This window comes from Blastococcus mobilis, from assembly GCF_900188025.1.
Lineage (GTDB): Bacteria > Actinomycetota > Actinomycetes > Mycobacteriales > Geodermatophilaceae > Blastococcus_B > Blastococcus_B mobilis.
Genome location: NZ_FZNO01000009.1, coordinates 46,503 through 70,737, shown reverse-complemented (window position 1 = coordinate 70,737; position 24,235 = coordinate 46,503). Strand labels below are relative to the sequence as shown.

The 24,235-nt window shown below is 74.8% G+C and carries 26 protein-coding genes; 4 read left to right on the top strand and 22 right to left on the bottom strand.

All coding sequences use genetic code 11. The features are described 5' to 3' along the window. Nucleotides 1–20: 20 nt before the first annotated feature. The 4 genes from CHB94_RS09920 to CHB94_RS09905 all read right to left on the bottom strand — a co-directional run bounded on the left by CHB94_RS09920 (nt 21) and on the right by CHB94_RS09905 (nt 3,507). Complete coding sequence (locus tag CHB94_RS09920; protein ID WP_176445494.1) at nt 21–383, bottom strand: NADH-quinone oxidoreductase subunit A; 363 nt, start codon at nt 381–383, stop codon at nt 21–23. Between the two features lie 87 nt (nt 384–470). Then, the gene (locus CHB94_RS09915) at nt 471–1,763 is read right to left on the bottom strand and encodes a geranylgeranyl reductase family protein (RefSeq protein ID WP_089336415.1); all 1,293 of its coding nucleotides are present in this window, start codon (nt 1,761–1,763) and stop codon (nt 471–473) included. A gap of 115 nt (nt 1,764–1,878) precedes the next feature. Continuing rightward, a complete protein-coding gene (locus tag CHB94_RS09910; protein WP_089336414.1) occupies nt 1,879–2,538 on the bottom strand; it encodes a phosphoribosyltransferase in 660 nt (219 codons plus the stop codon). 249 nt (nt 2,539–2,787) lie between these two features. Continuing rightward, a complete protein-coding gene (locus CHB94_RS09905) occupies nt 2,788–3,507 on the bottom strand; it encodes a demethylmenaquinone methyltransferase (protein WP_089336413.1) in 720 nt (239 codons plus the stop codon). Between the two features lie 113 nt (nt 3,508–3,620). Between CHB94_RS09905 and CHB94_RS09900 the strand changes: the two genes are divergently transcribed. After that, entirely contained in the window at nt 3,621–4,886 is a 1,266-nt protein-coding gene (locus tag CHB94_RS09900; protein ID WP_089336412.1) for an isochorismate synthase, read from the top strand. 13 nt (nt 4,887–4,899) lie between these two features. Here CHB94_RS09900 and CHB94_RS09895 read toward each other — a convergent pair whose 3' ends face one another. The 4 genes from CHB94_RS09895 to CHB94_RS09880 all read right to left on the bottom strand — a co-directional run bounded on the left by CHB94_RS09895 (nt 4,900) and on the right by CHB94_RS09880 (nt 8,578). Further along, nucleotides 4,900–5,406: a hypothetical protein gene (locus tag CHB94_RS09895; RefSeq protein WP_089336411.1), complete on the bottom strand. Its 507-nt coding sequence runs from the start codon at nt 5,404–5,406 to the stop codon at nt 4,900–4,902. 72 nt (nt 5,407–5,478) lie between these two features. After that, on the bottom strand, nt 5,479–5,757 hold the full coding sequence (locus tag CHB94_RS09890; protein WP_089336410.1) for a hypothetical protein: 279 nt from the start codon (nt 5,755–5,757) through the stop codon (nt 5,479–5,481). Between the two features lie 173 nt (nt 5,758–5,930). Next, on the bottom strand, nt 5,931–7,622 hold the full coding sequence (menD, locus tag CHB94_RS09885) for a 2-succinyl-5-enolpyruvyl-6-hydroxy-3-cyclohexene-1-carboxylic-acid synthase (RefSeq protein ID WP_089336409.1): 1,692 nt from the start codon (nt 7,620–7,622) through the stop codon (nt 5,931–5,933). Further along, nucleotides 7,619–8,578, bottom strand: a complete 960-nt coding sequence (locus CHB94_RS09880; protein ID WP_089336408.1) for an o-succinylbenzoate synthase — start codon at nt 8,576–8,578, stop codon at nt 7,619–7,621. The genes menD and CHB94_RS09880 overlap by 4 nt, the downstream gene beginning before the upstream one ends. Before the next feature lie 90 nt (nt 8,579–8,668). Here CHB94_RS09880 and menE point away from each other — a divergent pair, with 90 nt between their 5' ends. Together menE and CHB94_RS09870 are read left to right on the top strand one after the other, a co-directional pair. Continuing rightward, on the top strand, nt 8,669–9,784 hold the full coding sequence (menE, locus tag CHB94_RS09875) for an o-succinylbenzoate--CoA ligase (RefSeq protein WP_089336407.1): 1,116 nt from the start codon (nt 8,669–8,671) through the stop codon (nt 9,782–9,784). Next, the gene (locus CHB94_RS09870) at nt 9,784–10,656 is read left to right on the top strand and encodes a 1,4-dihydroxy-2-naphthoate polyprenyltransferase (protein WP_089336406.1); all 873 of its coding nucleotides are present in this window, start codon (nt 9,784–9,786) and stop codon (nt 10,654–10,656) included. The genes menE and CHB94_RS09870 overlap by 1 nt, the downstream gene beginning before the upstream one ends. Here the strand turns inward: CHB94_RS09870 and CHB94_RS09865 are convergent, their stop codons facing one another. Together CHB94_RS09865 and CHB94_RS09860 are read right to left on the bottom strand one after the other, a co-directional pair. Continuing rightward, on the bottom strand, nt 10,657–10,968 hold the full coding sequence (locus tag CHB94_RS09865; RefSeq protein WP_089336405.1) for a DUF4229 domain-containing protein: 312 nt from the start codon (nt 10,966–10,968) through the stop codon (nt 10,657–10,659). Next, nucleotides 10,961–11,389, bottom strand: coding sequence for an Lrp/AsnC family transcriptional regulator (locus CHB94_RS09860; protein WP_217899246.1), 429 nt, complete (start codon nt 11,387–11,389; stop codon nt 10,961–10,963). The genes CHB94_RS09865 and CHB94_RS09860 overlap by 8 nt, the downstream gene beginning before the upstream one ends. A 97-nt stretch (nt 11,390–11,486) precedes the next feature. On the opposite strand from CHB94_RS09860, the gene CHB94_RS09855 reads away from it, so the two are divergent. Next, nucleotides 11,487–11,708, top strand: coding sequence for a hypothetical protein (locus CHB94_RS09855; protein ID WP_089336512.1), 222 nt, complete (start codon nt 11,487–11,489; stop codon nt 11,706–11,708). Nucleotides 11,709–11,830: 122 nt separating this feature from the next. Here CHB94_RS09855 and ccsB read toward each other — a convergent pair whose 3' ends face one another. The 12 genes from ccsB to CHB94_RS09795 all read right to left on the bottom strand — a co-directional run bounded on the left by ccsB (nt 11,831) and on the right by CHB94_RS09795 (nt 23,937). Beyond that, nucleotides 11,831–12,778, bottom strand: coding sequence for a c-type cytochrome biogenesis protein CcsB (gene ccsB, locus CHB94_RS09850; RefSeq protein WP_176445493.1), 948 nt, complete (start codon nt 12,776–12,778; stop codon nt 11,831–11,833). Further along, nucleotides 12,768–14,393: a cytochrome c biogenesis protein ResB gene (gene resB, locus CHB94_RS09845; protein WP_089336404.1), complete on the bottom strand. Its 1,626-nt coding sequence runs from the start codon at nt 14,391–14,393 to the stop codon at nt 12,768–12,770. Before resB ends, ccsB begins: the two co-directional genes overlap by 11 nt. A 40-nt stretch (nt 14,394–14,433) precedes the next feature. Beyond that, nucleotides 14,434–15,240: a cytochrome c biogenesis CcdA family protein gene (locus CHB94_RS09840; RefSeq protein ID WP_089336403.1), complete on the bottom strand. Its 807-nt coding sequence runs from the start codon at nt 15,238–15,240 to the stop codon at nt 14,434–14,436. A gap of 1 nt (nt 15,241) precedes the next feature. Further along, nucleotides 15,242–15,814 carry a TlpA family protein disulfide reductase gene (locus tag CHB94_RS09835; RefSeq protein WP_089336402.1) on the bottom strand — a complete coding sequence of 191 codons (573 nt, stop codon included), beginning with the start codon at nt 15,812–15,814 and terminating at the stop codon, nt 15,242–15,244. After that, a complete protein-coding gene (locus CHB94_RS09830; protein ID WP_089336401.1) occupies nt 15,811–16,446 on the bottom strand; it encodes a histidine phosphatase family protein in 636 nt (211 codons plus the stop codon). The genes CHB94_RS09835 and CHB94_RS09830 overlap by 4 nt, the downstream gene beginning before the upstream one ends. Next, nucleotides 16,443–17,774, bottom strand: a complete 1,332-nt coding sequence (hemL, locus tag CHB94_RS09825) for a glutamate-1-semialdehyde 2,1-aminomutase (protein WP_089336400.1) — start codon at nt 17,772–17,774, stop codon at nt 16,443–16,445. Before hemL ends, CHB94_RS09830 begins: the two co-directional genes overlap by 4 nt. Further along, nucleotides 17,771–18,277: a transport-regulating membrane protein Mce1N gene (gene mce1N / locus CHB94_RS09820; RefSeq protein ID WP_089336399.1), complete on the bottom strand. Its 507-nt coding sequence runs from the start codon at nt 18,275–18,277 to the stop codon at nt 17,771–17,773. The genes hemL and mce1N overlap by 4 nt, the downstream gene beginning before the upstream one ends. After that, nucleotides 18,277–19,254 (bottom strand): porphobilinogen synthase, encoded by a 978-nt coding sequence (gene hemB / locus CHB94_RS09815; protein WP_089336398.1) that lies wholly within the window; start codon nt 19,252–19,254, stop codon nt 18,277–18,279. The genes mce1N and hemB overlap by 1 nt, the downstream gene beginning before the upstream one ends. Then, nucleotides 19,251–20,798, bottom strand: coding sequence for a uroporphyrinogen-III synthase (locus CHB94_RS09810; RefSeq protein ID WP_089336397.1), 1,548 nt, complete (start codon nt 20,796–20,798; stop codon nt 19,251–19,253). The genes hemB and CHB94_RS09810 overlap by 4 nt, the downstream gene beginning before the upstream one ends. Before the next feature lie 85 nt (nt 20,799–20,883). Next, nucleotides 20,884–21,840 (bottom strand): hydroxymethylbilane synthase, encoded by a 957-nt coding sequence (hemC, locus tag CHB94_RS09805; RefSeq protein WP_089336396.1) that lies wholly within the window; start codon nt 21,838–21,840, stop codon nt 20,884–20,886. Continuing rightward, on the bottom strand, nt 21,837–23,186 hold the full coding sequence (locus CHB94_RS09800; RefSeq protein WP_089336395.1) for a glutamyl-tRNA reductase: 1,350 nt from the start codon (nt 23,184–23,186) through the stop codon (nt 21,837–21,839). Before CHB94_RS09800 ends, hemC begins: the two co-directional genes overlap by 4 nt. A 73-nt stretch (nt 23,187–23,259) precedes the next feature. Beyond that, on the bottom strand, nt 23,260–23,937 hold the full coding sequence (locus tag CHB94_RS09795) for a redox-sensing transcriptional repressor Rex (protein WP_089336394.1): 678 nt from the start codon (nt 23,935–23,937) through the stop codon (nt 23,260–23,262). Nucleotides 23,938–24,235: the final 298 nt, after the last annotated feature.

The following is a 24,235-nucleotide window of genomic DNA, read 5'->3' as shown; positions in this document are numbered from 1 at the left end:
CTCCACCCCTGTCACTGCCGTCAGTCCCACTCGAGCCCGCCGCGACGCCAGACGTAGGCGTAGGCGATGAACACGGTGACGATGAAGACGACCATCTCGACCAGCCCGAAGACGCCCAGCGCCTCGTTGTGCACGGCCCACGGGTAGAGGAAGACGATCTCGATGTCGAAGACGATGAAGAGCATCGCCGTCAGGTAGTACTTGACCGGGAAGCGACCGCCGGTGAGCGGCTGGTCGACCGGCTCGATCCCGCACTCGTAGGCCTCGAGCTTGGCCCGGTTGTAGCGGCGCGGACCGATGAAGGGCGCCGCGGTGACCGAGAACAGCGCGAACGCCGCGGCCAGGGCGAAGAGCCCGACGATCGGGACGTAGTTCGAGAGCATCAGCGGCACCCTACGGTGAGGACGATCACGTTCCGCGCATGAGTGGAACGCTTACGGAGCGTGTCGGGACACGGGTAGCGGCGCACGTCAGACCGCCGGCGCCAGACGGGTGAGGACGGAGATGGCACGGTCCACGCCGTCGCCGTCCCGGCCGTCGCTGAGGTTGCCCATGAGCCGCAGCGCGATGTTCACCAGCGCGGGCCGCTTGAGGCCGTGTGCGGTGGCGAACCGGACGACGTCCGGGCGGGCGAGCAGTGCCAGGAAGCCGACCCCGAGGCGGTGGTGCCGGCCGTAGGCAGCGCGCAGCCGCTCGGGATAGCGCCGCAGCACCGACTCGCGCGCGGGGCCCTCGGGGCGAGCCAGCGCGTCGGCCGCCGTCTCCGCGGCCATGCGGCCGGACTCCATGGCATAGCTGATCCCCTCGCCGTTGAACGGGTTGACCGTCCCGGCGGCGTCACCGGCGAGCAGCAGCCCTCGGGTGTACGCGGGCTGCCGGTGCAGGGCCATGGGCAGACCCGCGCCGCGCAGCGGGCTCGTCGCGTCCACCTCACCGAGATGCTCCTCGGTCGGGAACGTGGCCAGCCACCGGCGCAGCACCTCGCGGTGGTCGCCGCCGTCGGAGCGCCGGGTGTCGAGCAGGCCGAAGCCCACGTTGGCCGTCCCGTCGCCCATCCCGAAGATCCAGCCGTAGCCGGGCATGGCGGCAGCGGTCGGGCCCTCGGGGGCGAGGTCGAAGGAGATGTCGAGGTAGTCGTCGTGGGTGCGTGGGCTGCGGACGTACCGGCGGACGGCGATCCCGAGCGGGCGGTCCTCGCGGCGGAGCAGCCCCAGGGCCTTCGCCAGGCGCCCGGAGACCCCTTCCGCGGAGACCACGAGCGGCGCGAGCACCTGGCCCGGTTCGCTCGCCGGCCCCGCCTCGGTGCGGACACCGGCGACCCGCCCGGCCTCGTCCAGGAGGGGGCCGGTGACCGTCGTCCCGGTGCGCACCCGGGCGCCGGCGGCCTCGGCGCGGCCGGCGAGCATGGCATCGAGCTCCCTGCGGGGCCGGACGAGGCTGTAGTCCGGCCACCGGTGCAGCTTCGGCCAGTCCACCTCGATGGTTTCGCCGCCGCCGTGCACCCGCAGGCCCTTGTGGCGGACCCACCCGGCCGCCGGGGAGGTGTCGACCCCCATGTCCTCGAGCGCCTTGACCCCGCGCGGGGTGAGCCCGTCGCCGCAGACCTTCTCCCGCGGGAACGTGGCCTTCTCCAGGACGACGACCTCCCGCCCGGCCTGCGCCAGCCACCAGGCGGCGCTGGACCCGGCCGGGCCGGCGCCGACCACGACCACGTCGGCGCGCTGTGCCGCGCCGAGCGGTGGGGTGGTCGTCGTGCCGGGCACCCGGAGCCTCCTCGCAAGACCTGCGGACCCTTGTGAATTGGTTCACAAAGTCGGTCGTCCCGAGTCTAGGCCCGTCTGTGAGCAACCTGACAGGACCCCCCTCGGCGGGGTCCCGTCACACCGTTCCCCGGACACCGTGCAGGGCGGCGCGGACCTCCTCGTCGGTGGTCGCGGTGAAGTCGGCATAGGCCTGACCCACCGCCCGGAAGGAGTCGGGCGCCAGGAGGCAGAGGACCTCGTCGACGTCGGCTGCGAGGTTGCCGCAGGCGCGGGGAGAACCGACCGGAACCGCGACGGTGATGCTCAGCGGCGCCTGGCGCCGGACCGCCAGGACAGCGGCGCGCATCGTGGCCCCGGTCGCCAGCCCGTCGTCGACCACCACGACCGGACGGCCGCCCAGCGCGATCGCCGGACGGCCGCCCCGATAGGCCGACTCACGCCGCCGCAACTCCGTCAGCTCCCGCTGCCGGACCTCCTCGAAGGCCGCCGGGGCGACGTCCGCGGCGGCGAGGACCGACTCGACGCGCACCGTCTCCACGGTGTCACCGACACCGGCGATCGCCCCCATGGCCAGCTCCGGCTGCCAGGGCAGCCCCAGCTTGCGGACGACGAGGACGTCCAGCGGGATCTCGAGGACCGAGGCGACCTCCGCCGCGACGACCACGCCTCCGCGAGGCAGTCCGAGCACCACGGCGTCCCCTGACACCCCGCCGGCCAGTCGCTCGCCCAGGGCTCGTCCGGCGGCTCGGCGGTCGGCGAAGCGCGTACGGGCCACGGCAACCTCCGGGTTCCGGCTACAGCGGCTCGGGTGCCGGCGCCGGGGGCGGCGCCGTCGGGTCGGTGGGATCCGGCGTCGGGTACGGCGCGGGGGCCGGGGGCGGGATCGGATCGGTCGGGGATGGCGAGGGACCCGGCGGCTGCGGCAGCGGGGGCGGGGTCGTCATGGACCGACGCTAGTCGAAGGACCCCCTTCTCCCCACCCCTCGGAGGCTCGGGGTGGGGCCCGGAAGGGGGCCTCTGCGGGTCAGGGGCGGCGGGCGCGGTGCAACGCGACGATCCCCCCGGTCAGGTTGTGCCAGGCGACGTCGCCCCAGCCGGCCCCCTGTATCCGTGCGGCCAGCGCGGCCTGGTCGGGCCAGGCGCGGATCGACTCGGCGAGGTAGACGTAGGCCTCGGGATTGCTGCTGACCGCGCGCGCGATCCGCGGGAGGGCCTTCATCAGGTACTCGGTGTAGACGGTGCGGAACGGCGTCCAGGTCGGGCTGGAGAACTCGCAGACGACCAGCGTGCCGCCGGGGCGCGTCACCCGCCGGAACTCCCGCAGCGCCGCATCGGGGTCGGCCACGTTGCGCAACCCGAAGGAGATGACGACGCCGTCGACGCTCTCGTCGGCCAGCGGCAGCGCCATCGCGTCTCCGGCGACCTTGGGCACCGGCCGCGACGCACCGGCCCGCAGCATCCCCTGGGAGAAGTCGCACGCGATCGCGGTCACCCCACCGGCGGCGAGTTCGACGGTCGACACCGCCGTCCCGGCCGCGACGTCGAGCACGGTCTGGCCGGGACGAGCCCCCAGGGCCTCCCGCGTGGCCCGGCGCCAGGACGCGTCCAGTCCGGCCGAGAGGACCGTGTTCGTGACGTCGTAGCGGCGCGCGACGCGGTCGAACATGGCCGCGACGTCGGCCGGTCGCTTGTCCAGCCCCGCCCGCACGCCACCGGTGTGTGCGCTGTCTCGCCGGTCTCCCACGGCGGCGACGGTACAAGGCCTCCTAGGCTGGGCACGCGGCCCGAGCTTGCGAGGACGCACGACGACACAGCACCGCGCGGGCACGGGCCCGCCCAGGGCAGCGAGGAGGGACCGTGACCGCGGCCGCCCTGACCTCCCCGGCAGCGGCTGCGCGGACCGTGACGACCGTCCGGACGGAGGGCGCCGGCGAACTGCTCGGCCGGCTGCCGGCCGAGGGCGCTCTCTCCTGGGTGCGCCGCGGCGAGGGCCTGGTGGGCTGGGGGGAGGCCGCGCGCCTCGAGGTGTCCGGGCCCCGGGCGCTCGACGAGGCGGCCACCTGGTGGGCCGACTACACCAGCGGTCTCGACACCGAGGACGAACTCGGCGTCCCCGGCTCGGGTCCCGTCCTGTTCGCCAGCATCGCCTTCGACCCCGCCGCCGGGACGTCGGTCTTCGTCGTCCCGCAGGTGGTCCTGGGACGGCGGAACGGTGTCGGGTGGCTGACGACGATCGGTGACGTCGACCCACGGGAGGTCCTCCTCCCCGCCCCGGAGGACGACGGGCCCGCTCCGCGCCTGCGGTACGCCGACGGCGCCCTCGACCCGGCCACCTGGTGCGCGGCCGTCGCCACGGCGGTCGAGCGGATCGACGCCGGGGAGCTGCAGAAGGTGGTGCTCGCCCGCGACCTGCTGGTGTCCGCGGACCTCCCGCTCGACCCTCGCCGGCTGCTGCGCCGGCTGGCCGCCCGCTTCCCGGACTGCTGGACCTTCGCCGTCGACGGCCTGCTGGGTGCCACTCCCGAGCTGCTGCTGCGCCGCAGCGGCCGGGCACTGTCGGCGCGCGTGCTGGCCGGCACCGCCCCGCGCGGCGCGGGGGCCCACGACGACCGGCTGGCCGCGGAGCTGATGGGCTCCGCCAAGGACCGGTCCGAGCACGCGCTCGCCGTCGATTCGCTGGTGCGGGCCCTGAAGCCGTTCTGCGCGACGCTGGACGCCCCGGCGGAGCCCGATCTGCTGACCCTCGCCAACGTCCGGCACCTGGCCAGCGACGTGACCGGCACCCAGCGCCGCACCGGCGCCCACGGGCGAGCGGGGCTGCTGGCGCTCGTCGGCGCTGTCCACCCCACCGCCGCGGTGTGCGGCACACCCACTCCCGACGCCACCGCTGTCATCGCCGAGCTCGAGGGCATGGACCGCGGCCGCTACGCGGGGCCGGTCGGCTGGCTCGACGCCCGCGGGGACGGGGAGTTCGGGCTGGCGCTGCGCTGCGCCGACCTCGTGGGGGACGACAGCGCCCGGCTGTTCGCCGGCTGCGGCATCGTCGCCGGCTCCGACCCGGCCGCCGAGCTGGCCGAGACCCAGTCGAAGTTCGCGGCCTTCCAGGCGGCACTGGAGGGCTGAGCCTGCGCGCCGGTCAGCAGACCACCTGGGCGGTGCGGGGCGACTCCGCCGTCCACCCGTACTCGGTCAGGGTCCGCACGGTGAAGGTCACCGTGTAGGTGTCGACGTAGTACCTGTCGAGGCTGCCCTGCCAGGTGGTGGTGGCGGCGCCCGCCGACGGCTGGTCCTGGTATGCCTCGCCGAGATACACCCGCACCTGGTACCCCGACACCCGCGCGGCCGTGCTGGCGGTCCAGTCCAGCGTCAGGTTGACGAACCGGCCCGTGCACTTGGTGACGCGGGCGGTGACCCCGGTGGGGGGTGCGACGGTCGCGGTGGCCACCGTCGTGCTCACCGCCGCGGTGTCGGCGAAGGAGGCCCACGACGGCATCGACGACCCGACGACCACGGCGACGGTCAGCAGGATCAGGACCGCGACGCGCCGGATGCCGGACGTGCCGCGGCGACGGACGGAGAGCTCTCCGCCGGGGACAGCGCTGCGGCTGTCCTCCGGCGACGGAGCCGTGCGTGCGGCGGTCATGGCGGACCTCTCGACTCGGGCTGGTGCTGGTGGCGGGCACCGGGGCCGCGATCGCGGTCTCCGGCAGGCGGGTCAGGAGAAGATCGAGCCGCCCTCGATCGGGCCGTCGTCGCCGATGACGCGGCAGCTGAGGAACGGCCGGGCCGCGCCGGGCACGTGGTCCTTCGCCTTGTCGCAGACGTGCGGCGGCAGCTGCGGCAGATGACCCGTGGCCGACACGACCACGACCTCGGTCGGGGTGGCGCCGGCATCGACGGTGGCGAAGCCTGCGATACCGGCCGCGACGACGGCGGTGACGCCGACGAGGCGGAGCGAGCCCACGGCGCCGCGGGCGATCACCTGGGTGGTCATGTCGGTTCTCCTGGGTCCGGATCGTCGGGGGCTTCTCCCGCGACGGGGACGACTCTGGAGCCCGAACCGCAGGCGCACCGCCAGGGAACCGCAAGGGATCCGCAAGAAAGGGCGCGAAGGAGAGGGCGCCTCAGGACAGGGCAACTCAGGACAGCGCACTCAGGACAGGGCACTCAGGACAGCGCGACGGCGGCGGCCTCACGCAGCTGCCGGCCCAGCGCCGCCTCGGCGCGCTGGTCGGTGCGGACGACGACGACCCGCGGCCCGCCGAGCGACAGCGCACCGGTCAGCTCCTCGGCGGAGTCCACCCGCGTCGCCGCCCACCCGAGTGCCCGTGCCACCGCGACGAGGTCGCGGCCGTGCGGCGTGCCGAACACCCGCCGGTAGTCGCGGGCGTGCCGGTCCTCCCCTGGCTCCAGCTGGGCGAAGATCCCGCCGCCGTCGTTGTCGGGCACCACGACGGTCAGGTCCGGCGCGGGCTCCCCCTCGCCGAGGAGCAGGCCGGTCAGGTCGTGCAGGAACGTCAGGTCCCCCATCAGCGCGAACGCCGGGCCGCCGTGGACGGCCGCGGCCCCGACGGCCGTCGAGATCGTGCCGTCGATCCCCGCGACCCCGCGGTTGGCGAGCACCGTCAGGTCGCAGCGCGGTACGGCCAGCCGGTCGACGTCGCGCACTGGCGTCGAGGAGCCCAGCATGAGCAGCGCGTCCCGAGGCAGCGCGGCCACGACGTCGCGCGCGAGACGCGCGGCGGTGAGGCCGGGCGCGGTGCCCAGCAGCGCGTCGACTGCGGCACCGACCCGCGCGGCGGCCTCCTGCCATGCCGCCGCCCACCCTGTCTCGATGATCGCGCCCTCCCGCGGCCCCCCGGAGAACCCGAGACCGACGGAGGCGCTGCCGCGGGCAGCGTCGCCCCACCGAGGGCTCGCGGTCGTGGTGACCACCTCGACCTCCGGATCGGCCAGCAGCGCGTTGACCGGGCGCGACAACGTCGGCCGGCCGACGACGACCACGCGATCGGGACGGTGGTCCGCCAGCCAGTCCTGCACACCGAGCAGCAGCGCCCCACTCCGCAGCCCGCCAGCTGACCAGCCGCCGCTGGACGGCTCGGCGACCACCGGCCAGCCGTTGACCGCCGCCAGTTCGGCCGCGCTCCGGCCCCAGGACGACGGACCGTCGCCGAGTACGACCAGCGTTCGCTGCCGCCAGTCCGCGGGCCGTGACGTGCCGCTCGTCGTCGGCCGGCCCGCCGTCCACGGGGCGCCGTCGGGCCGGCCGGCCCACGGGCCGTCGAGCTCGACCTCCTCGCCATCGGGCAGCAGCGGCTCGCGCAGCGCGAGGTTCAGGTGCACGGGGCCCGGATCGGTCGAGAGCGCGCCGCGAGCCGTCAGCAGCGCCTTGGCGACCAGCGAGCGCCAGTAGCGGTTCTGCGCCTGCTCCCGGCCCGCCTCCGGCACGCCGACATCGGCCGCCCCGCGCACCGCGCCCCCGTAGAGGCCGGCCTGCTCGATCGTCTGGTTCGCCCCGGTGGCCCGCAGCTCCGGGGGGCGGTCGGCGGTGAGCGCCAGGAGGGGCACCCCGCTCGCGTCGGCCTCCAGCACGGCCGCGTGCAGGTGCGCCGCGGCGGTGCCGGACGTCGTCAGCACCGGCACCGGCCGGCCCGATGCCTTGGCCAGGCCGAGGGCCAGGAAGCCGGCCGTCCGCTCGTCGATGCGCACGTGCAGCCGCAGCCCGCCCGCCCGTTCCGCGTCCGCGAGGGCCAGCGCGACCGGGGCCGAGCGGGAGCCGGGCGACAGCACCGCGTGGGTCACGCCGCCGCGCAGCAGCTCGTCGACCAGCACACGGGCGAAGGCGGTCGCGGGGTTCATGCCCGCACCGCGTCGAGCCGGGCGCGCCAGCGGGCGTCGGTGTCCGCGTCGGCGGCGGCCTCTGCCAGCCGGTCCGGCTCCGGCCGGACCACCGGCAGGGCGCCGTCGACCGGCAGCAGCGGTGAGCTGGTGACGTCGTCGGCGAACAACGCGACGGTGGCCAGGCCGCAGGCGAACGGCAGCTCGGGCAGCGCCGCGGCCAGCGCGACGCCGGCGGCGATCCCGACGGAGCTCTCCAGCGCCGACGACACCACGCACGGCAGGCCGTGCGCGTCGGCGACGCGCAGCGCCGCCCGCACCCCGCCCAGCGGCTGCACCTTGAGGACGACGACGTCGCACGCCTCCCGCAGGTCCACCCGCAGCGGATCGGCCGAGCGCCGCACCACCTCGTCGGCGGCGATCCGGACGTCGATCCGACGGCGCAGCGCCACGAGCTGCTCCAGCGTCGCGCAGGGTTGCTCCACGTACTCGAGCCCCACCCGGTCCAGCTCGCCGATCCGCGCGACCGCGGTGTCGACGTCCCACGCGGCATTGGCGTCGACCCGGATGGCACCTGCCGGGCCCAGCGCGTCCCGCACCGCCTCCACCCGCGCGAGGTCGTCGGCCGGCGACTGGCCCGGCTCGGCCACCTTCACCTTCGCCGTCCGGCACCCGGACGCCGAGACGATCGCGTGCGCCCGCTCGGCGTCGACCGCAGGGACGGTCACGTTCACCGGTACGGACGACCGGAGCGGCGCCGGCCAGCCCTCGACCGCCGCCTCGACCGCCGCGGCCCACCAGCGACGGCTCTCCGCGTCGTCGTAGTCCCAGAACGGGGAGAACTCGCCCCACCCGGCAGGGCCGCGCACCAGCACGCCGTCGCGTACGTCGATGCCGCGGAAGCGGGTGCGGAGAGGCACCGACCAGACCCGCGCCTCCAGCGCCGGCCCGGTGCCGCCGACGGGGGCAGGGATCACGCGGTCCAGCGTAGGAGAAGGACCCCCTGCCCCCGACCACTCGCCTGCTCGCGGCGGTCCCCTGCAGGGGCCGCCGTAGGCTTGCCCGTCGTGGCCCGGCACCTCACCCTCGTGCCCGCGCCCGACCTCTCGCCGGACGCGGTGCGGGCGGCACTCGACGGCACGACCCCGCTCGGCGTCCTGCCGTCCGGTCCCCCCGCGGTCGTCGAGGCCGCGCGATCCGCCCTGCGCCCGGAGGAACCGCTCGAGGTCGGCGCGGACCTCGTCGTCGTCACGTCCGGGTCGACCGGCCGTGGCCGGGCGGTCCTGCTGTCCGCGGCGGCGCTACGGGCCTCCGCGAGCGCCACGCACGCGCGCCTGGGCGGGCCGGGCACCTGGCTGCTCACGCTGCCCGTCTCGGCGATCGCCGGGCTGCAGGTGCTCTGTCGCAGCGTCCTGGCCGGCACCCGGCCGGAGCGGCTCGCGAAGGGCGAGCCCCTGGCCGCTGCGGTGCGCCGCATGCCGGTCGGGCGGCGGTACACCTCACTGGTGCCCACCCAGCTGCGCCGATTCCTCGACGAGGAGCCCGACGGGCTCCGCTCGTTCGACGCGATCCTCGTCGGCGGCGCGGCCACGGACCCGGCCCTCCTCGACCGGGCGCGCGCGTCGGGCGTCTCCGTCGTCACCACCTACGGCATGACCGAGACCGCGGGCGGCTGCGTGTACGACGGGCAGCCGCTCGACGGCGTCCGCGTGCGGGTGACCGACGGCGTCGAGCTGTCCGGGCCGACGCTCGCGCTCGGCTACCGGCTGGACCCGGCCGCGACGGAGGCCGCCTTCGCCGGCGGCTGGTTCCGCACCCGCGACGCCGGGACGCTGGACGCCGACGGCCGGCTGACCGTGACCGGCCGGCTCGACGACGTGGTGATCACCGGCGGGGTGAACGTCGCGCCGGCCGCCGTGGAGGCGACGCTGCGGGAGCATCCCGCCGTCGCCGACGCGGTGGTGTTCGGGCGCCCCGACGCCACCTGGGGCCAGCGGGTCGTCGCCGCCGTCGTCCCGGTCCCCGGTGCCACGCCGGACCTGCCCGCCCTGCGAGAGTGGGTCACGGCCCGGCTCGGCGGCCCGGCCGCTCCCCGGCAGCTGCACGTCCTGGACGGGCTGCCGCTCCTGCACACCGGCAAGCCCGACCGTCGCGCGGTCGCGGCGCTGACCCCGGAGGTCTGATGGCCACCCCCGCCCAGTGGATCGCCGGCGCCCGGCCGCGGACCCTCCCGGCGGCGCTCGCCCCCGTGCTCGTCGGCACGGGCACGGCCGCCGCCCTGGACGGTTTCGACCTCGGGACCGCGCTGCTGGCCCTGGTGGTCGCGCTCGCCCTGCAGGTCGCGGTCAACTACGCCAACGACTACTCCGACGGCAGGCGCGGCGCCGACGCCGATCGGGTGGGACCGATGCGGCTGGTCGGTTCCGGGGCCGCGCAGCCGCGCGAGGTGCTCCTCGCCGCCTTCCTGGCCTTCGCGGTCGCGGGCGTGGCCGGGCTCGCGCTGGCCGCCCTGTCGAGCTGGTGGCTGGTCGCGGTGGGGGCTGTCTGCATCGCCGCCGCCTGGACCTACACCGGCGGTCCCCTCCCCTACGGCTACCGGGCGCTGGGCGAGGTGTTCGTGTTCGTCTTCTTCGGGCCGGTGGCCGTCGTCGGCACGACCTACGTGCAGACCGGCACGCTGCCCGCGCTGGCGTTCGCCGTCTCGGTGCCGATCGGGCTGCTGATCGTGGCGATCCTGGTGGTGAACAACCTGCGCGATCTCCACGGGGACGCCATCGTCGGAAAGCGCACCCTCGCGGTGCTCCTGGGCGAGCGCACCACGCGGCTGACCTTCACCGGCCTGTTCGCCGTCGCCTTCGCCGTCGTCCTCGCCGTCGGGATCACCCGGCCCTGGGCCCTGCTCGGGCTGCTCGCCGCCCCGCTGGCCGTGCCCCCGGCCCGCACCGTGCTGAACGGCGGTCACGGCCCCGCGCTGATCGCCGCGCTGCAGGGCACCGGCCAGCTCACCCTCGCCACCGGCGTACTGCTCGGCCTCGGGCTGGCGCTGAGCGGCTGACTACTCCGTGCCGCCGCTGAGCCGCGTGCGGAGGTCGTCCTTGGCCGCCTTGCGGGCGATGCTGCGCGCGGCCAGCCCCTCGCTGAGCCGTTCCCGGGACGGCCGCAGCAGCAGGTAGGACACCGGCATCGACAGCAGCAGGCCGAAGAGCAGTCCCGACCAGAAGTCCAGGCCGACCAGCCAGAGGACCAGGACCAGCGCCGCGGCGATGGCCAGCCGGCCGACGGTGTAGATGAGCAGCCAGGGCAGGATCCGCGGCGGTGTCGCCGGTCCCCCGGACGGGCTTGCGGGGATGGTGCTGTTGTCAGCCATGACGGCCTTCCCACTTGGTAGAGAGGACCACGGTCGTCCGCGTGCGGGCGACGCCCCTGATCCGGTTCAACGCGTTGACGGTGGCCTCCAGCGCCGGGATGTCGGCCACGCGGACCTTGAGCACGTATCCCTCGCTGCCGGCGACCCGCCAGCAGTCCTCGATGCCGGGAACATCGCGCATGGCCGCCTCGAGGCCGGTGTCGTCGACCGAGTCGCTCTCGATCACGCCGATGAGCGCGGTGACGTCGAGCCCCACCGACGGCGGGTCGACGACGGCGCGGTAGCCGGTGATGACCCCGGCCGCCTCCAGCTTGCCCACCCGCTCGTGCACGGCGGGCGAGGAGAGGCCGACCTGCCGGGCGAGCTCGGCGTAGCTGGCGCGGCCGTTGGCCCGCAGGAGGTCGATCAGTTGCCGGTCCACGGCGTCGATGGCGCGCTCTCCGTCCCGCTCGCTCGTTCTCGGTCGGCACCGAGTATCACCGGAGACGTACGCTGGATGCGGACGAGGGGGTTCGACCGTGGTGTTCCTGGTGATGCTCGTGATCGCGGTTGCGGTGGTCGTGCTGGTCATGCGGGCGGCCGCCGCCCCTGGGCGGCCGGGAGGCGGTCAACGCGCGCCGCGCCCGCCCCGGTCATCGCGTCCGCAGCGGCCCACCCGGCCGCTGGCTCCCGACGACGACCCCGAGTTCCTGCGTGAGCTGGACCGGCGCACCCGTAGGGACGACGGCTCCCCCGCCTGACTCAGCGGGCAGCCTCACCGGGCCAGCCCTGCCGGCCGCCCTCCGGCGGCGGCGGTTCCGGCCAGCCGAGGCCGCTCTCGTCGACGGCCCTGCGCTCTCCCACCGTGTGCTCTCCCGCGGGCTCAGTCGACGCCGGCATAGCTGTGCAGGCCGGTCGACACCATGTTCACGAACGTCAGGTTGAAGATCATCACGATCAGCCCGACCACGTTGACCCAGGCCGCGGGCCGTCCCCGCCAACCGGCCGTGGTCCGGGCGTGCAGGTACGCGGCGTAGACGACCCACGCGATGAAGGCCCAGGTCTCCTTCGGGTCCCAGCCCCAGAACCGGCCCCAGGCGGCCTCGGCCCAGATGGCGCCGGCGATGACCGTGAACGTCCAGATGGGGAAGCCGAAGACGGCCGTGCGGTGGGCCACCCGGTCCAGGGTGGTCGCGCCCGGCAGCCGGGAGAGCAGACCCCCGGGTTCCTCGCCCGCGGCGACGCGCTCGGCGTGACGCACCTGCACCAGGTACAGCGCGCTGGCGATCCCGCTGACGAAGAAGATGCCGAAGCCGATGACCGCCGTGCTCACATGGATGGCCAGCCAGTACGAGCGCAGCGCGGCGACCAGCGGGCCGGCCTCGGCGTAGAGGAACAGCCCGATCAGCACCATGGCCAGGATGACCGGCGCCAGCACGAAGAGCCCGATGTGCCGCAGGCCCGGGGTGCGCACCGCGAAGATCAGATAGGCGACGACGGCGACGAACACCGTGGCGGTCGAGAACTCGTACATGTTGCCCCATGGCAACCGGTCGGCCGCGAGCCCGCGGGTGAGCAGCACCGCGCCGTGGGCGAGCGCGCCCAGCCCGGTCAGGGCCATCGCGAACAGGCCCCAGCGTCGTCCGCGGGTGTCCTCGGCCGGCGCCGCCGCGATCGGGGCGCCCGCGCCGGCCCCGACGAGCTCCGGGCTGCGGACCGTGCGCCGGCCGAAGGCCAGCTGGGCGCTGAACGCCACCATGGCCAGCGAGTACAGCGCGACGCTGATCGAGAAGAGGGTGTCCGACAGGGAGGCCAGCTGGTCAGGAGTCACGCGGGTGGTCCTCCGGTTCGGGGGCACGGGCGCGCAGCGCGGCGCCCAGGTCGTCGGTCAGGGCAGCGAAGCGCGGCGCGTTCTCACCGCTGCCCCGCGTGAGCGAGGCCAGCGTCAGCACGCTACCGCCGTCGCCGGGGACTGCCGGGTCGCGGGTGCTGACGCGGGCGAAGACCCGCTCGCGGCGCAGCAGGAGCATGCCCAGCAGGCCCGTGAGGAGCGCGATCGACGCGCCCAGCACCCAGACCTGCCCCGGGTCGTGGGAGTACTGCAGGGCGGCGAACTCCCGGTAGCCGGTGAAGGCGATGGTCGTGCCGTCCGGCAGCGTCGTGGACTCGCCCACCGCGAGGTTCGCCGAACCCACCTCGGTGAGCCGGCCGCGGTCGATCTGGGCGGAATCCAGGGAGTACACCGACTGCGGGATGCCGGAGTCCAGGCCGAGGTAGCCCTGGTAGGCGACGACGGCCACCTGTGGGGCGAGCGGACGCGGGTCCACGGAGGTGAGGATGCCGCCCTGCACCACGCCCGTGGGTGCGAAGAAGCCCTCGAGGGCGAGCTGGTCGTCACCGTCGGCACCGAGGTCGGGGACCTTGAGCGCGCCCTGGCTGGCCATCGTCGCCTGGTCCGAGGGGAGGAACGGCACCGAGACGTCGTCCAGCGAGGTGCCGTCGGGCCGGGTGACGCTGAACGTGGGGCTGAACCCGTGCCCGGTCACGTAGACGCGGTCGCCGTCGAGCCGCAGTGGCTCGTTGACGCCGATCGTGGTGGATCGACCCTCCTCCCCCGGGGCGCCGTACCGGATGTCGGCGGTGAAGGAGGCCGCGGTCAGGTTCTCCTCGTACTCGGCGCGGAAGTCGTCGAGGTCCACGCACAGCGGGCTGAGGTCACCGCTGTCGACGAGGGCTCCCGACGAGTACGTGTCGTACTGCTGGAAGGAGTTGCAGAAGCCCTGCCCCTCGGTGACCAGGATGCTGCCCTCGTAGCCCCAGAGCTTCCCTCCGGCCAGGCCGAGCAGGAGCGCCACCAGCGAGAGGTGGAACACCAGGTTCCCGGTCTCCTTGAGGTAGCCCTTCTCTGCGGAGAGCTCGGGGCCGGTCCTCCCGTCCCGGCGGGCCACGCGGAATCGGCGGACCCGCAGCTCCTCCTCGACCACGTCGAGGGCCTGCGGTCCGGGCAGCGGGGTGGTCAGCTCGCCGGCGTCGGGCAGCCGCAGCAGGTTGCGCGGGGCCGGGGGTGGGGCCGCCCGCAGGGATCGGTAGTGCTCCAGCGCCCGCGGCAGCACGCAGCCGATCAGCGAGACGAACAGCAGCAGGTAGACCGCGGCGAACCAGGGCGAGCCGAAGACGTCGAAGAGGTAGAGCCGGTCCAGGACCGGCGCCAGCGTCGGGTGGTCGCTGAAGTACTGCCTGACGTTGTTCTGCGACAGCGAGCGCTGCGGCAGCAGCGAGCCCGGGACGGCGGCCAGCGCCAGCAGGAACAGCAGCACGATCGCCGTGCGCATCGCGGTCAGCCGCCGCCACCACTGCAGCAGCCGCCCGGCCAACCGGCGTCCGAGGGACGGGCGCGCGGGAGGCGGCGCTGCGGCCGACCACCGCGGCGGGGCCTCGATGCTCACAGCACCTCCCCGCTGCCCGTGTGCGACCTCGCGAGCTCGGTCACAGGGCCGACTCCCCGAACCCGGTGGCGGCCAGCCAGGAGCGCAGCCACTGCATCAGCTCGGTCCAGGCGCCGGTGAGCAGGAGCAGCCCGACGAGCACCAGGACGGCACCCCCGAACCGGGTGACCGCACGCGCGTGCCGGCGCAGGAAGGAGGTCGCGCCGATCGCCCAGCGGGCGCCGAGCGCGACGAGCACGAACGGGACCCCGAGGCCGATGCAGTAGGCCACGCTGAGGATGGCGCCGCGGGTCGCCGTCGCCTCGGAGAAGGCGAGGGAGTAGACCGCCGAGAGGGTCGGGCCCAGGCAGGGGGTCCAGCCGAGCCCGAAGACGACGCCGAGCAGCGGCGCACCGGCCAGCCCGGCCGCCGGACGCCCGGAGATCCGCTTGGTGCGCTGGAGCAGCGGCAACCAGCCGAGGAAGCCCAGCCCCACGACGATCGTGATGACCCCGAAGACGCGGTTGAGCACGTCGGCGTGCTCGAGCAGCAGCCGGCCCAGCCCCCCGAACGCCGCTCCGAACGCCACGAAGACGGCGGTGAAACCGAGGACGAACAGGCCCGCGCCCAGCACCATGCGCGCCCGCGGCACCACCTCGCTGCGCACCGCCGTCGCCGTGCCACCGCCGCCCGCGGGGCGGGGCGCGGGAGCACCGCTGCCGACCAGCCCGGTGACGTAGGAGAGGTAACCGGGCACGAGCGGCAGCACGCACGGGGACGCGAAGCTGATCAGGCCGACCAGTGCGGCGACGGCCGCGGCGACGAGGAGCGGACCGTCGGTGACCAGGCCGGCGAAGGTCTCCCCCACGTCAGACCTCCCCCAGCACCCGGTCGAGCACGCGGCGCAGGTCCTCCTGCGACACCTCGCCGGTGTAGACCGCCGCGACGCGGTGGTCGCGGTCCAGCACGATGGTCGACGGGATGGCCGTCGCCGGGTAGTCGCGGAACGCCAGGGCGACCTCCCCCCGCGGGTCGTAGAGCGAGGGGAATTCGATACCGAAGCGCTCGACGAAGGCCAGGGCGAACTGCTCGCTGGTCTCCTTCACGTTCAGCCCGAGGAACTGCACGCCGTCGTCCCGGACGTCGGCGTAGACCTCCTGGAACTCCGGAGTCTCCACCCGGCAGGGCCCGCACCAGGAACCCCAGAAGTTGAGCACGGCCACGTCCCCCGCCAGCTCCTCGGACGAGAAGGCACCGCCCCCCAGGAGGGTGCCGGAGAACTCCGGCGCGGACGCCCGCTCGGCGGGCGGGATGACCTCACCCGAGGGGGTCGCCGCGACGAACCGGAACTCGCCCCCGTTGTTGACGTCGACGGCCTCGGACCCCGAGCTGCATCCGGCGAGCAGCAGGAGCCCGAGGACGGCGCCGGTGAGCCGCCTCATGCCCCGGGGACCGCGTCGGGATCGGTGGCCCCGGCGGGCTCGGCGTAGGAGACGCCGCGGAGCCGGTCGCCGTCGTAGGTCACCGATGTGACGCTGGCCAGGCCGCACTGCCGCCGGCGCGGGTCGTGCGCGTAGCGGCGTCCCTCGACGTGCAGCCGCGCCGTCCAGATCGGCAGCTGGTGGCTGACCAGGACGGCCTCGTGCCCCCGGGCGGCGTCCCGGGCGGCCTCGACGGCGGCGAGCATGCGCGCGGCGATCTCGACGTAGGGCTCGCCCCAGGACGGCCGGAACGGGTTGCGCAGTTTCCACCAGTGCTGGGGGGCGCGGAGCACGCCGTCGCCGACCCCGACCCGCAGCCCTTCGAACGCGTTGCCGGCCTCGATCAGCCGCTCGTCGAGCTGGACCGGCAGCGACAGCGTCCGGGCGATCGGCGCGGCCGTCTGCTGCGCGCGCTCGAGCGGACTGGACACCAGGTGCGTGACGTCCCTGCCCTGGAACCACTCGGCGGCCGCCAGCGCCATCGCCTCACCCGTGGTGGACAGGCGGAAGCCGGGCAGCCGGCCGTAGAGGACCTTGCCCGGGTTGTGCACCTCGCCGTGGCGGAGCAGGTGGACGACGGTCGAATCACTCACGCCGAGACCTCCGCTGCCGCGCGGGCGGCCGCGGGCAGCGCCTCGAGCACGCGGTCGAGGGCCTCGCCCGACAGCGCGGCGTTGACGAACCAGGCCTCGAAGGCCGACGGCGGGAGGTAGACCCCGCGGGCCAGCAGGGCGTGGAAGAAGGCGGTGTAGCGGGCGACGTCCTGGGTGCGGGCGTCGTCGTAGTTCCGCACCTGGCGCTCGTCGGACACGAAGAAGACCGAGAACATGCTGCCGGCCTGCTGCACCCGGTGCGGAACGCCCGCGGCGAACAGCGCCGCGCTCGCGGCGCCGCGGAGGACGGCGGCCACCTCGTCGCAGTGGGCGTAGACCTCGTCGGTGCAGTGGCGCAGCGTCGTCAGGCCGGCGGCCACCGCCACGGGGTTCCCCGACAGCGTGCCCGCCTGGTAGACCGGCCCGATCGGCGCCAGCTGGTCCATCAGGTCCGCACGCCCGCCGAACGCGGCGGCCGGCAGTCCGCCGCCCATCACCTTCCCGAAGGTGAACAGGTCGGCGTCGACCGGGTCCAGCCCGTACCAGCCCGAGCGGGACACCCGGAAGCCGGTCATGACCTCGTCGAGGATCAACAGCGCGCCGTGCTCCGCGGTGATCCGGCGCAACTCGGTGTTGAACCCGTCCAGCGGTGGGACGACGCCCATGTTCCCGGCGGCTGCCTCGCTGATGACGCAGGCGATCTCGCTGCCCCGCTCGGCGAAGACGGCCTCGAGGGCGGCCACGTCGTTGTAGGGCAGGACGACGGTGTCGGCGGCGGCTCCGGTGGTGACGCCGGGGGTGTCGGGCAGCCCGAGGGTGGCGACGCCGGAACCGGCCGAGGCGAGGAGCGAGTCGACGTGACCGTGGTAGTTGCCGGCGAACTTCACGATCAGCGGTCGGCCGGTGGTGCCGCGGGCCAGCCGGACGGCGGAGAGCACCGCCTCGGTGCCGGAGTTCACCAGCCGCACGCGCTCCACCGGGGGCATCCGGTCGCGGATCTCCTCGGCGAGGTCGAGCTCACCCTCGGTGGGGGCGCCGAAGGAGAGCCCGCGCCGGGCGGCGGCGGTGACCGCCTCGACGACGGCGGGGTGCGCGTGCCCGAGGATCAGCGGCCCCCACGAGCTGACCAGGTCGACGTAGCGCCGCCCGTCGGCGTCGGTGATCCAGGGCCCCGACCCCTCGGCCATGAAGCGGGGCGTCCCGCCGACGGCGCGGAAGGCGCGGACCGGGCTGTTCACCCCGCCCGGGATGATCGTCCGGCCACGGGCGAAGAGGTCGGCCGACGCCGGGGCCTCGTAGGTGTAGGCGGAGCTGTCCAGCGAGGTCACGACCCCAGTGTCCCCTCTGGTGCCGACGCGCTGCCGGGGGTGTCGGCGGCGGTGTCGGCCACACGCACCGTCAGTGCCTCGTACAACGCCGCCGGGTCACGGCTGGGAACCAGCACGGTCCGGCCGTCGGTGAGCTTCAGCGGCAGGCCGGTCCGGCCGCGGGGCAGCGACCAGCCCCCGCCGAGCACCGGGGCGCCGGCATCGACGCCGGAATCGACCGACCGCAGGTGCTCGACGTCGATCTCGGCGAACCGCACGGTCTCGCGCCCGACGGAGAGCCCGCCGTCGTCGACCCGCACGGTCCAGACGCGTCGAGCGGACAGGCAGCCGGCGGCCACGATGCCCAGGACGACGACGATCGCGACCAGCCAGAGCAGGGCCGGCACGTCGCCGCCCGGGAGTGCCAGGTCCAGCGCCAGGAACACCGCGAACGCGACGGCGACGATCCAGAACGGCCGCCACGTCCCCCCGTGCTCGACGTAGCTCTGACCCGGCGCACCCATCAGCGCAGCAGACGTGCGGCCTCGACCGCCCAGTACGTCAGCACGGTCCCGGCACCCGCACGACGGATGGCGGTCAGGGTCTCCAGGATCGCCCGCTCGCGGTCGACCCAGCCGTTGGCGGCCGCCGCCTCGACCATCGCGTACTCGCCGCTGACCTGGTAGGCGCTGACCGGCACGTGCACGGCGTCAGCGACCCGGGCGACGATGTCCAGGTAGGGCAGCGCCGGCTTGACCATGACGGCGTCGGCACCCTCGGCGAGGTCCTGGGCGACCTCGCGCAGCGCCTCGTCGGCGTTGGGCGGGTCCATCTGGTAGGTCGAGCGGTCCCCGAACCGGGGGGCACCCTCGGCCGCCTCGCGGAACGGGCCGTAGAAGCCCGACGCGTACTTGGCGGCGTAGGCCAGGATCGGCGTCTCGGTGTACGCCGCCCCGTCCAGCGCCCGGCGGATCGCCGCGACCTGGCCGTCCATCATCCCGCTGGGGGCGATGACGTGAGCGCCGGCCTGCGCCTGCGCGACCGCCACCGCGGCGTACCGGTCCAGGGTCGGGTCGTTGTCCACGACCCCGGCGGGCGTGACGACGCCGCAGTGCCCGTGGTCGGTGTACTCGCACAGGCAGAGGTCGGCCATGAGGACGAGCTCGTTCCCGAGATCGGCCCGCAGCTGCTGCAGCGCGACGTTGACGATCCCGTCGGCGGCGTCGGCCTGCGAGCCCACCGGGTCCTTCTCACCGGGGATGCCGAACAGCATCATCCCGCCGATGCCGGCCTCGGCCGCCTCCTGCCCGGCCTTCCGCAGCGAGTCCAGGGTGTGCTGGACGACGCCGGGCATGGAGCCGATCGCGACCGGCTCCTCGATGCCCTGCTTGACGAAGACCGGCAGCACGAAGTCGGCCGGGGACAGCCGGGTCTGGGCGGTCAGCCGCCGCAGCGCGGGCGTCGACCGCAGCCGGCGCCCGCGCGCGAAGCCGGAGCTCACTTCTCCGCCCCGTCCTCCGCAGCGGCGCGCAGGGACTCGGCGTACTCGGCGAGCGCGTCGACCAGCGGCGCGACGGCCGCGGTCTCCGGCTGGACGTCCACGCGCAGGCCGAACTCCTGGGCGCTGGCGGCGGTGGCCGGGCCGATCACGGCGACGACGGTCTTGGCGTGCGGCTTGCCCGCGATGCCGACGAGGTTGCGCACCGTGCTCGACGAGGTGAAGCAGACCGCGTCGAAGCCGCCGCCCTTGATCGCCTCGCGGACCGACGCGGCCGGCGGGGCCGCCCGGACGGTCCGGTAGGCGGTGACGTCGTCGATCTCCCAGCCGCGCTCCTGGAGCCCGGCGGCGAGCGTCTCGGTCGCGATGTCGGCGCGGGGCAGCAGCACCCGGTCGATCGGGTCGAACACGTCGTCGTAGGGCGGGAAGTCGGCCAGCAGGCCCTCACTGGACTGCTGCCCGGAGGGCACCAGCTCCGGCACGATGCCGAAGGCGCGCACGGCGTCGGCGGTCTGCTCACCGACGCAGGCGACCTTCACGCCGGCGAACGCACGGGCGTCGAGGCCCAGCTCGACGAACTTCTCGCGGACGGCCTTCACCGCGTTGACCGACGTGAACACGATCCAGCCGTAGCGGCCGGTGACCAGGCCCTTGATCGCGCGGTCCATCTGCGCGGGGCTGCGCGGCGGCTCGACGGCGATCGTCGGGACCTCGACCGGCACGGCGCCGTAGGCACGCAGCCGGTCGCTCATCTCGCCGGCCTGGTCCTTGGTGCGGGGCACCAGAACCCGCCAGCCGAACAGCGGCCGGCTCTCCCACCAGGACAGCCGGGCGCGCTTGTCGACGGCGCTGCCGACGGTGGCCACGACGGGGCCGGTGACGGAGTCCAGGCCGGCGGTCTTCTCGGCCACCGCGACGAGCTTGGCGACGACGCTCTTCTGCGCCGTCCCCGAACCGCCGGTGGTCACGACGACCGGCGTGCTGCCGGACAACCCGCCCTCGACGAGCCGGGCAGCGGCGTCGGGCAGGTCCTCGGCGGTGCCCTGGAGGACCAGGGTGCCGCCGGTGGAGCTCGCCGCACCGGCCAGCGCCGTCAGGTCCACCCCGCTGCGCAGGTCGGCGGTCACCGTGGTGCCGCCCGTCGCGACGCCGGCGTAGGCGGGGACGGCGGTGGCCGTTGCCACACCCGGGACGACGTCGAAGGGCACCGAGGTGCGGCCCACGGCCAGCACCTCCTTGACCACCGCGTCGGCGCTGTAGGGGTCACCGGCGACCAGCCGGACCACGACCGCGCCGTTCTTGGCGGCGGCCACGGCGGTCTTGGCCACCTCGGCCGGCTCGCCGACGGCCGGGCTCAGCTCCGTACCGGGGTGCATCTCCCGCACGGCGTCCTGGACGGCGGGCGCGACGTCCGGGTCGACGAGGACGAGGGCGGCCTCGGCCAGCGCTGCGGTCGCCCGTGCGGTGAGCATGCCGGGGTCACCCGGGCCTGCTCCGACGAAGACGACCCGGCCGGCCTGGCCTGCGGTCTTGCGGAAGCGCGTCATCGCGTGCTCCTGATCCTGGCCCCGGAAGGGGCATGTGTCATGGCCCGGAGGGCCTGTTGTGCGGGGGTCTGGGGGAATGCGGCGGTCATGGGGTGACCGCCATCAGCTCGACCGCGCCGCGGTCGAGGAGTTCGGCTGCCAGGGCCCGCCCGAGGGCGACGGCCTCCGGCAGCGGTCCGGTGATCGAGCCACGGACGGCGTCACTGCCGTCGATGGCGGTCACCGAGGCGCGCAGGAACAGCTCGGGACCGTGGTCTCCCTCGGCCACCTCGGCGTAGGCGGCGACCGGGGCGCTGCACCCCGCCTCGAGCGTCGCCAGCGTGCTGCGTTCGGCCAGCACGCACGCGCGGGCTGCGGAGTTCTCCAGCCGCCCGAGCAGCTCCCGGGTGCGGGCGTCACTCGTCCGGCACTCCACGGCGAGGGCCCCCTGGGCAGGGGCGGGCAGCACCTGCAGCGGGTCGAGGGTCTCGGTGATCATCCCGAGCCGGCCGAGCCGGCTGAGGCCGGCCCGGGCGAGGACGACGGCATCGAGATCTGCGCCCTCCCCACCCGACCCGACCACACGACCCAGGCGGGTGTCGACGTTGCCCCGGATCGGGACGACGTCCAGCCCCAGGCCGAGGGCGCGCAGCTGGGCGACCCGGCGGGGCGCACCGGTGCCCACCTTCGACCCCGGTGGCAGTTCGCCGAGGATGAGGCCGTCCCGGGCGACCAGCGCGTCGCGGGGGTCCTCCCGGTCGGGGACGGCGGCGATGATCAGCCCCGGCTCGGGTGCGGTGGGGAGGTCCTTGTAGCTGTGCACGGCGAGATCCACCTCACCGGCCAGGAGCGCCTCGCGGAGCGCGGCCACGAAGACGCCCGTGCCGCCCAGCTGCGCGATGGCGGCCGACGAGCGGTCGCCCTGGGTCACGATCGGCACGAGTTCGACCGCCGCGCCGGTGGCCGCGGTGATGGCGTCGGCGACGGTCTGGGACTGCGTGCGGGCCAGCTCGCTGGCCCGGGTCCCGAGCCGCAGCGTGGTCGTGACGGTGGAGGTGGTCACGATGCCTCCCCCGCCCGCAACTCGGGGTCGACGGTCACCGCGTCGGACAGGACCTCCACCGGGGTGTCGATCCCGAGGCCGAACAGCGCCCGGAGAGCCCCCGCGTAATCGGTCTCCCCCGACGTCGCGGCCAGTGCCTTGACCCGCACGGTGGGCTCGTGCAGCAGCTTGTCCACGACCCGGCGGACGGTACGGGCGATCTCGGCGCGAGCGCGGGCGTCCAGGTCGGGCAGCCGCGTGGACAGCCGCAGCAGCTCGGCGTCGACCACCTCGGCGGCCTGGCTGCGCAGGGCCGACACCGTCGGCGCGACCTCGGCGGCCTGCCGCTCCGCACGCAGCAGCGCGGTCTCGGTCTCCACGAGCGCGTGGGCGGCGGCGATGTCGTCGGCGGCAACGGGGCCGGCGGTGGGCCGGCCCGGCGTGGCGGCACGCTCCCCCTGCAACAGCGCCAGATCCACGACGTGCACGCCCGGCAACGCGGCGACGCCCGGGTCGACGTCCCGGGGCAGGGCGAGGTCGACGACGACCAGGGGCCGCCCGTCCCGGTCCGACATCGCATCGGCGACGACGTCCGTGCCGACCACCAGGCCGGTGGCGCCGGTGCAGGTGACCAGGACGTCGGCGGCAGCGAGCTCCATGGTCAGGTCGGCGAGGTCAGCGGCGCGACCGCCGACGCTGTCGGCCAGCCGGGCGGCGGAGGCCTCGGTCCGGCTGCTGACCACGACCGCGGCATCCCGGCGGGCGAGCGTCGTGGCCGCCAGGGCCCCCATGGACCCGGCGCCGACGACGAGGACGGCACGGTCGCGCAGGCTGCCGATGACGTGCTCGGCCCGGTCGAGGGCCACGGAGACCAGCGACGCACCGGCCCGGTCGATGCCGGTCTCGGTGTGCACCCGCTTGCCCACCCGCAACGCCCGCTGCGCGACCGGGTGCAGGGCACGCCCGACGGTGCCCTGCTCGCGCGCGAGGGCATAGGCGGCACGCAGCTGGCCGAGCACCTGTGTCTCGCCGACCACCATCGAGTCCAGCCCGGAGGCGACGGTGAACAGGTGCGCGACGGCCTGGTCCTCGTAGTGGACGGTCACGTACGGGGAGAGCTCCTCGACCGTGGCACCGGCCTGGCGGGCCAGCACCCGGCTGACGTCGGTGACGCCGCCGTGGAAGCGGTCCACCTCGGCGAACACCTCGATGCGGTTGCAGGTCGCGAGCACGAGGGCCTCGCTCACGTGGTCGCTGCCGACCAGTTCGTGCAGCGCCTTCACCCGGTCGTCGGGGCCCATGGCGAACTGCTCGAGCAGCGCCACGGGTGCCGTCTGGTGGGAGACACCCACCGCGAGGAGGCTCATGAGTCCTCCTCGTGGGCGCTCGTCGGCCGCATTCGCAGGCTGGCCGCACTCATGGCGGAACGTGCACGCTCGTTCACGCCGGCTCCTCGACGGGCTCCAGCTGCCCCGCCCGCCCCAGCCGCTGCTGGCCGAGGAAGGCCAGGACCTGGAGTTCCACGGAGAGGTCGACCTTGCGCACGTCGACGCCCGCGGGCACGGCAAGGGTGACCGGCGCGAAGTTCAGGATGCTCTTCACCCCGGCCGCGGCCAGCCGGTCACATACCGACTGGGCCACCTCGGCCGGCGTCGTGATGACGCCGATGGAGGCCTGCGTCGCCGCGACGACGTCCTCCAGCTCCTCGACCGAGCGCACCGTGTGCCCGCCGATCCGCTGCCCGATGCGGGCCGGCGAGGCGTCGAACAGGCCGACGAACTCGAAGCCGCGGGAGCCGAAACCGCCGTAGTCGGCCAGCGCGGAGCCCAGGTTGCCGATACCGACCAGCACACAGGCACGCGATCGACCGACGCCCAGGACCCGCGAGATGCGATCGCTCAGGGTGCGGACCTCGTAGCCGACGCCGCGGACGCCACAGGGGCCGAGGTGGGAGAGGTCCTTGCGCAGCCCGGCGGGGTTGACGCCGGCCGCCGCGGCCAGCTCACCGGAGGAGACGGTGCTCCGGCCGCCGTCGGCCAGAGCGGTCAGCACGCGGAGATAGACGGCCAGGCGGGCGACGGTGGCCTCCGGGATGGTCCGGGGCCGCGGCTGGATCACGGGCTCTCCACAGCAGTCGCGCACGGTCCTCCCGGCGGGTGCCGGGCGCAGTGCAGCGACGTTCCAAAGACATCGGGATGCGGGCGCGACTCGCTCGCGTCCGCCACGTTAGCCGCTTGTGAACGCAGGAACAAAGTTGCCGACCGCCGCGCTGCGCGCTGACCGGCCCGTACGGGTGTCGCTGTGGTGGAGACCACCCTGACGACCCCCCGGAGACCCCCCATCGAGGGGTGCAAGGACCCCCTGCCCCCCACCGAGAAGGACCCCGTCCTCCTCACCCCTCGCACGCTCGGGGCGA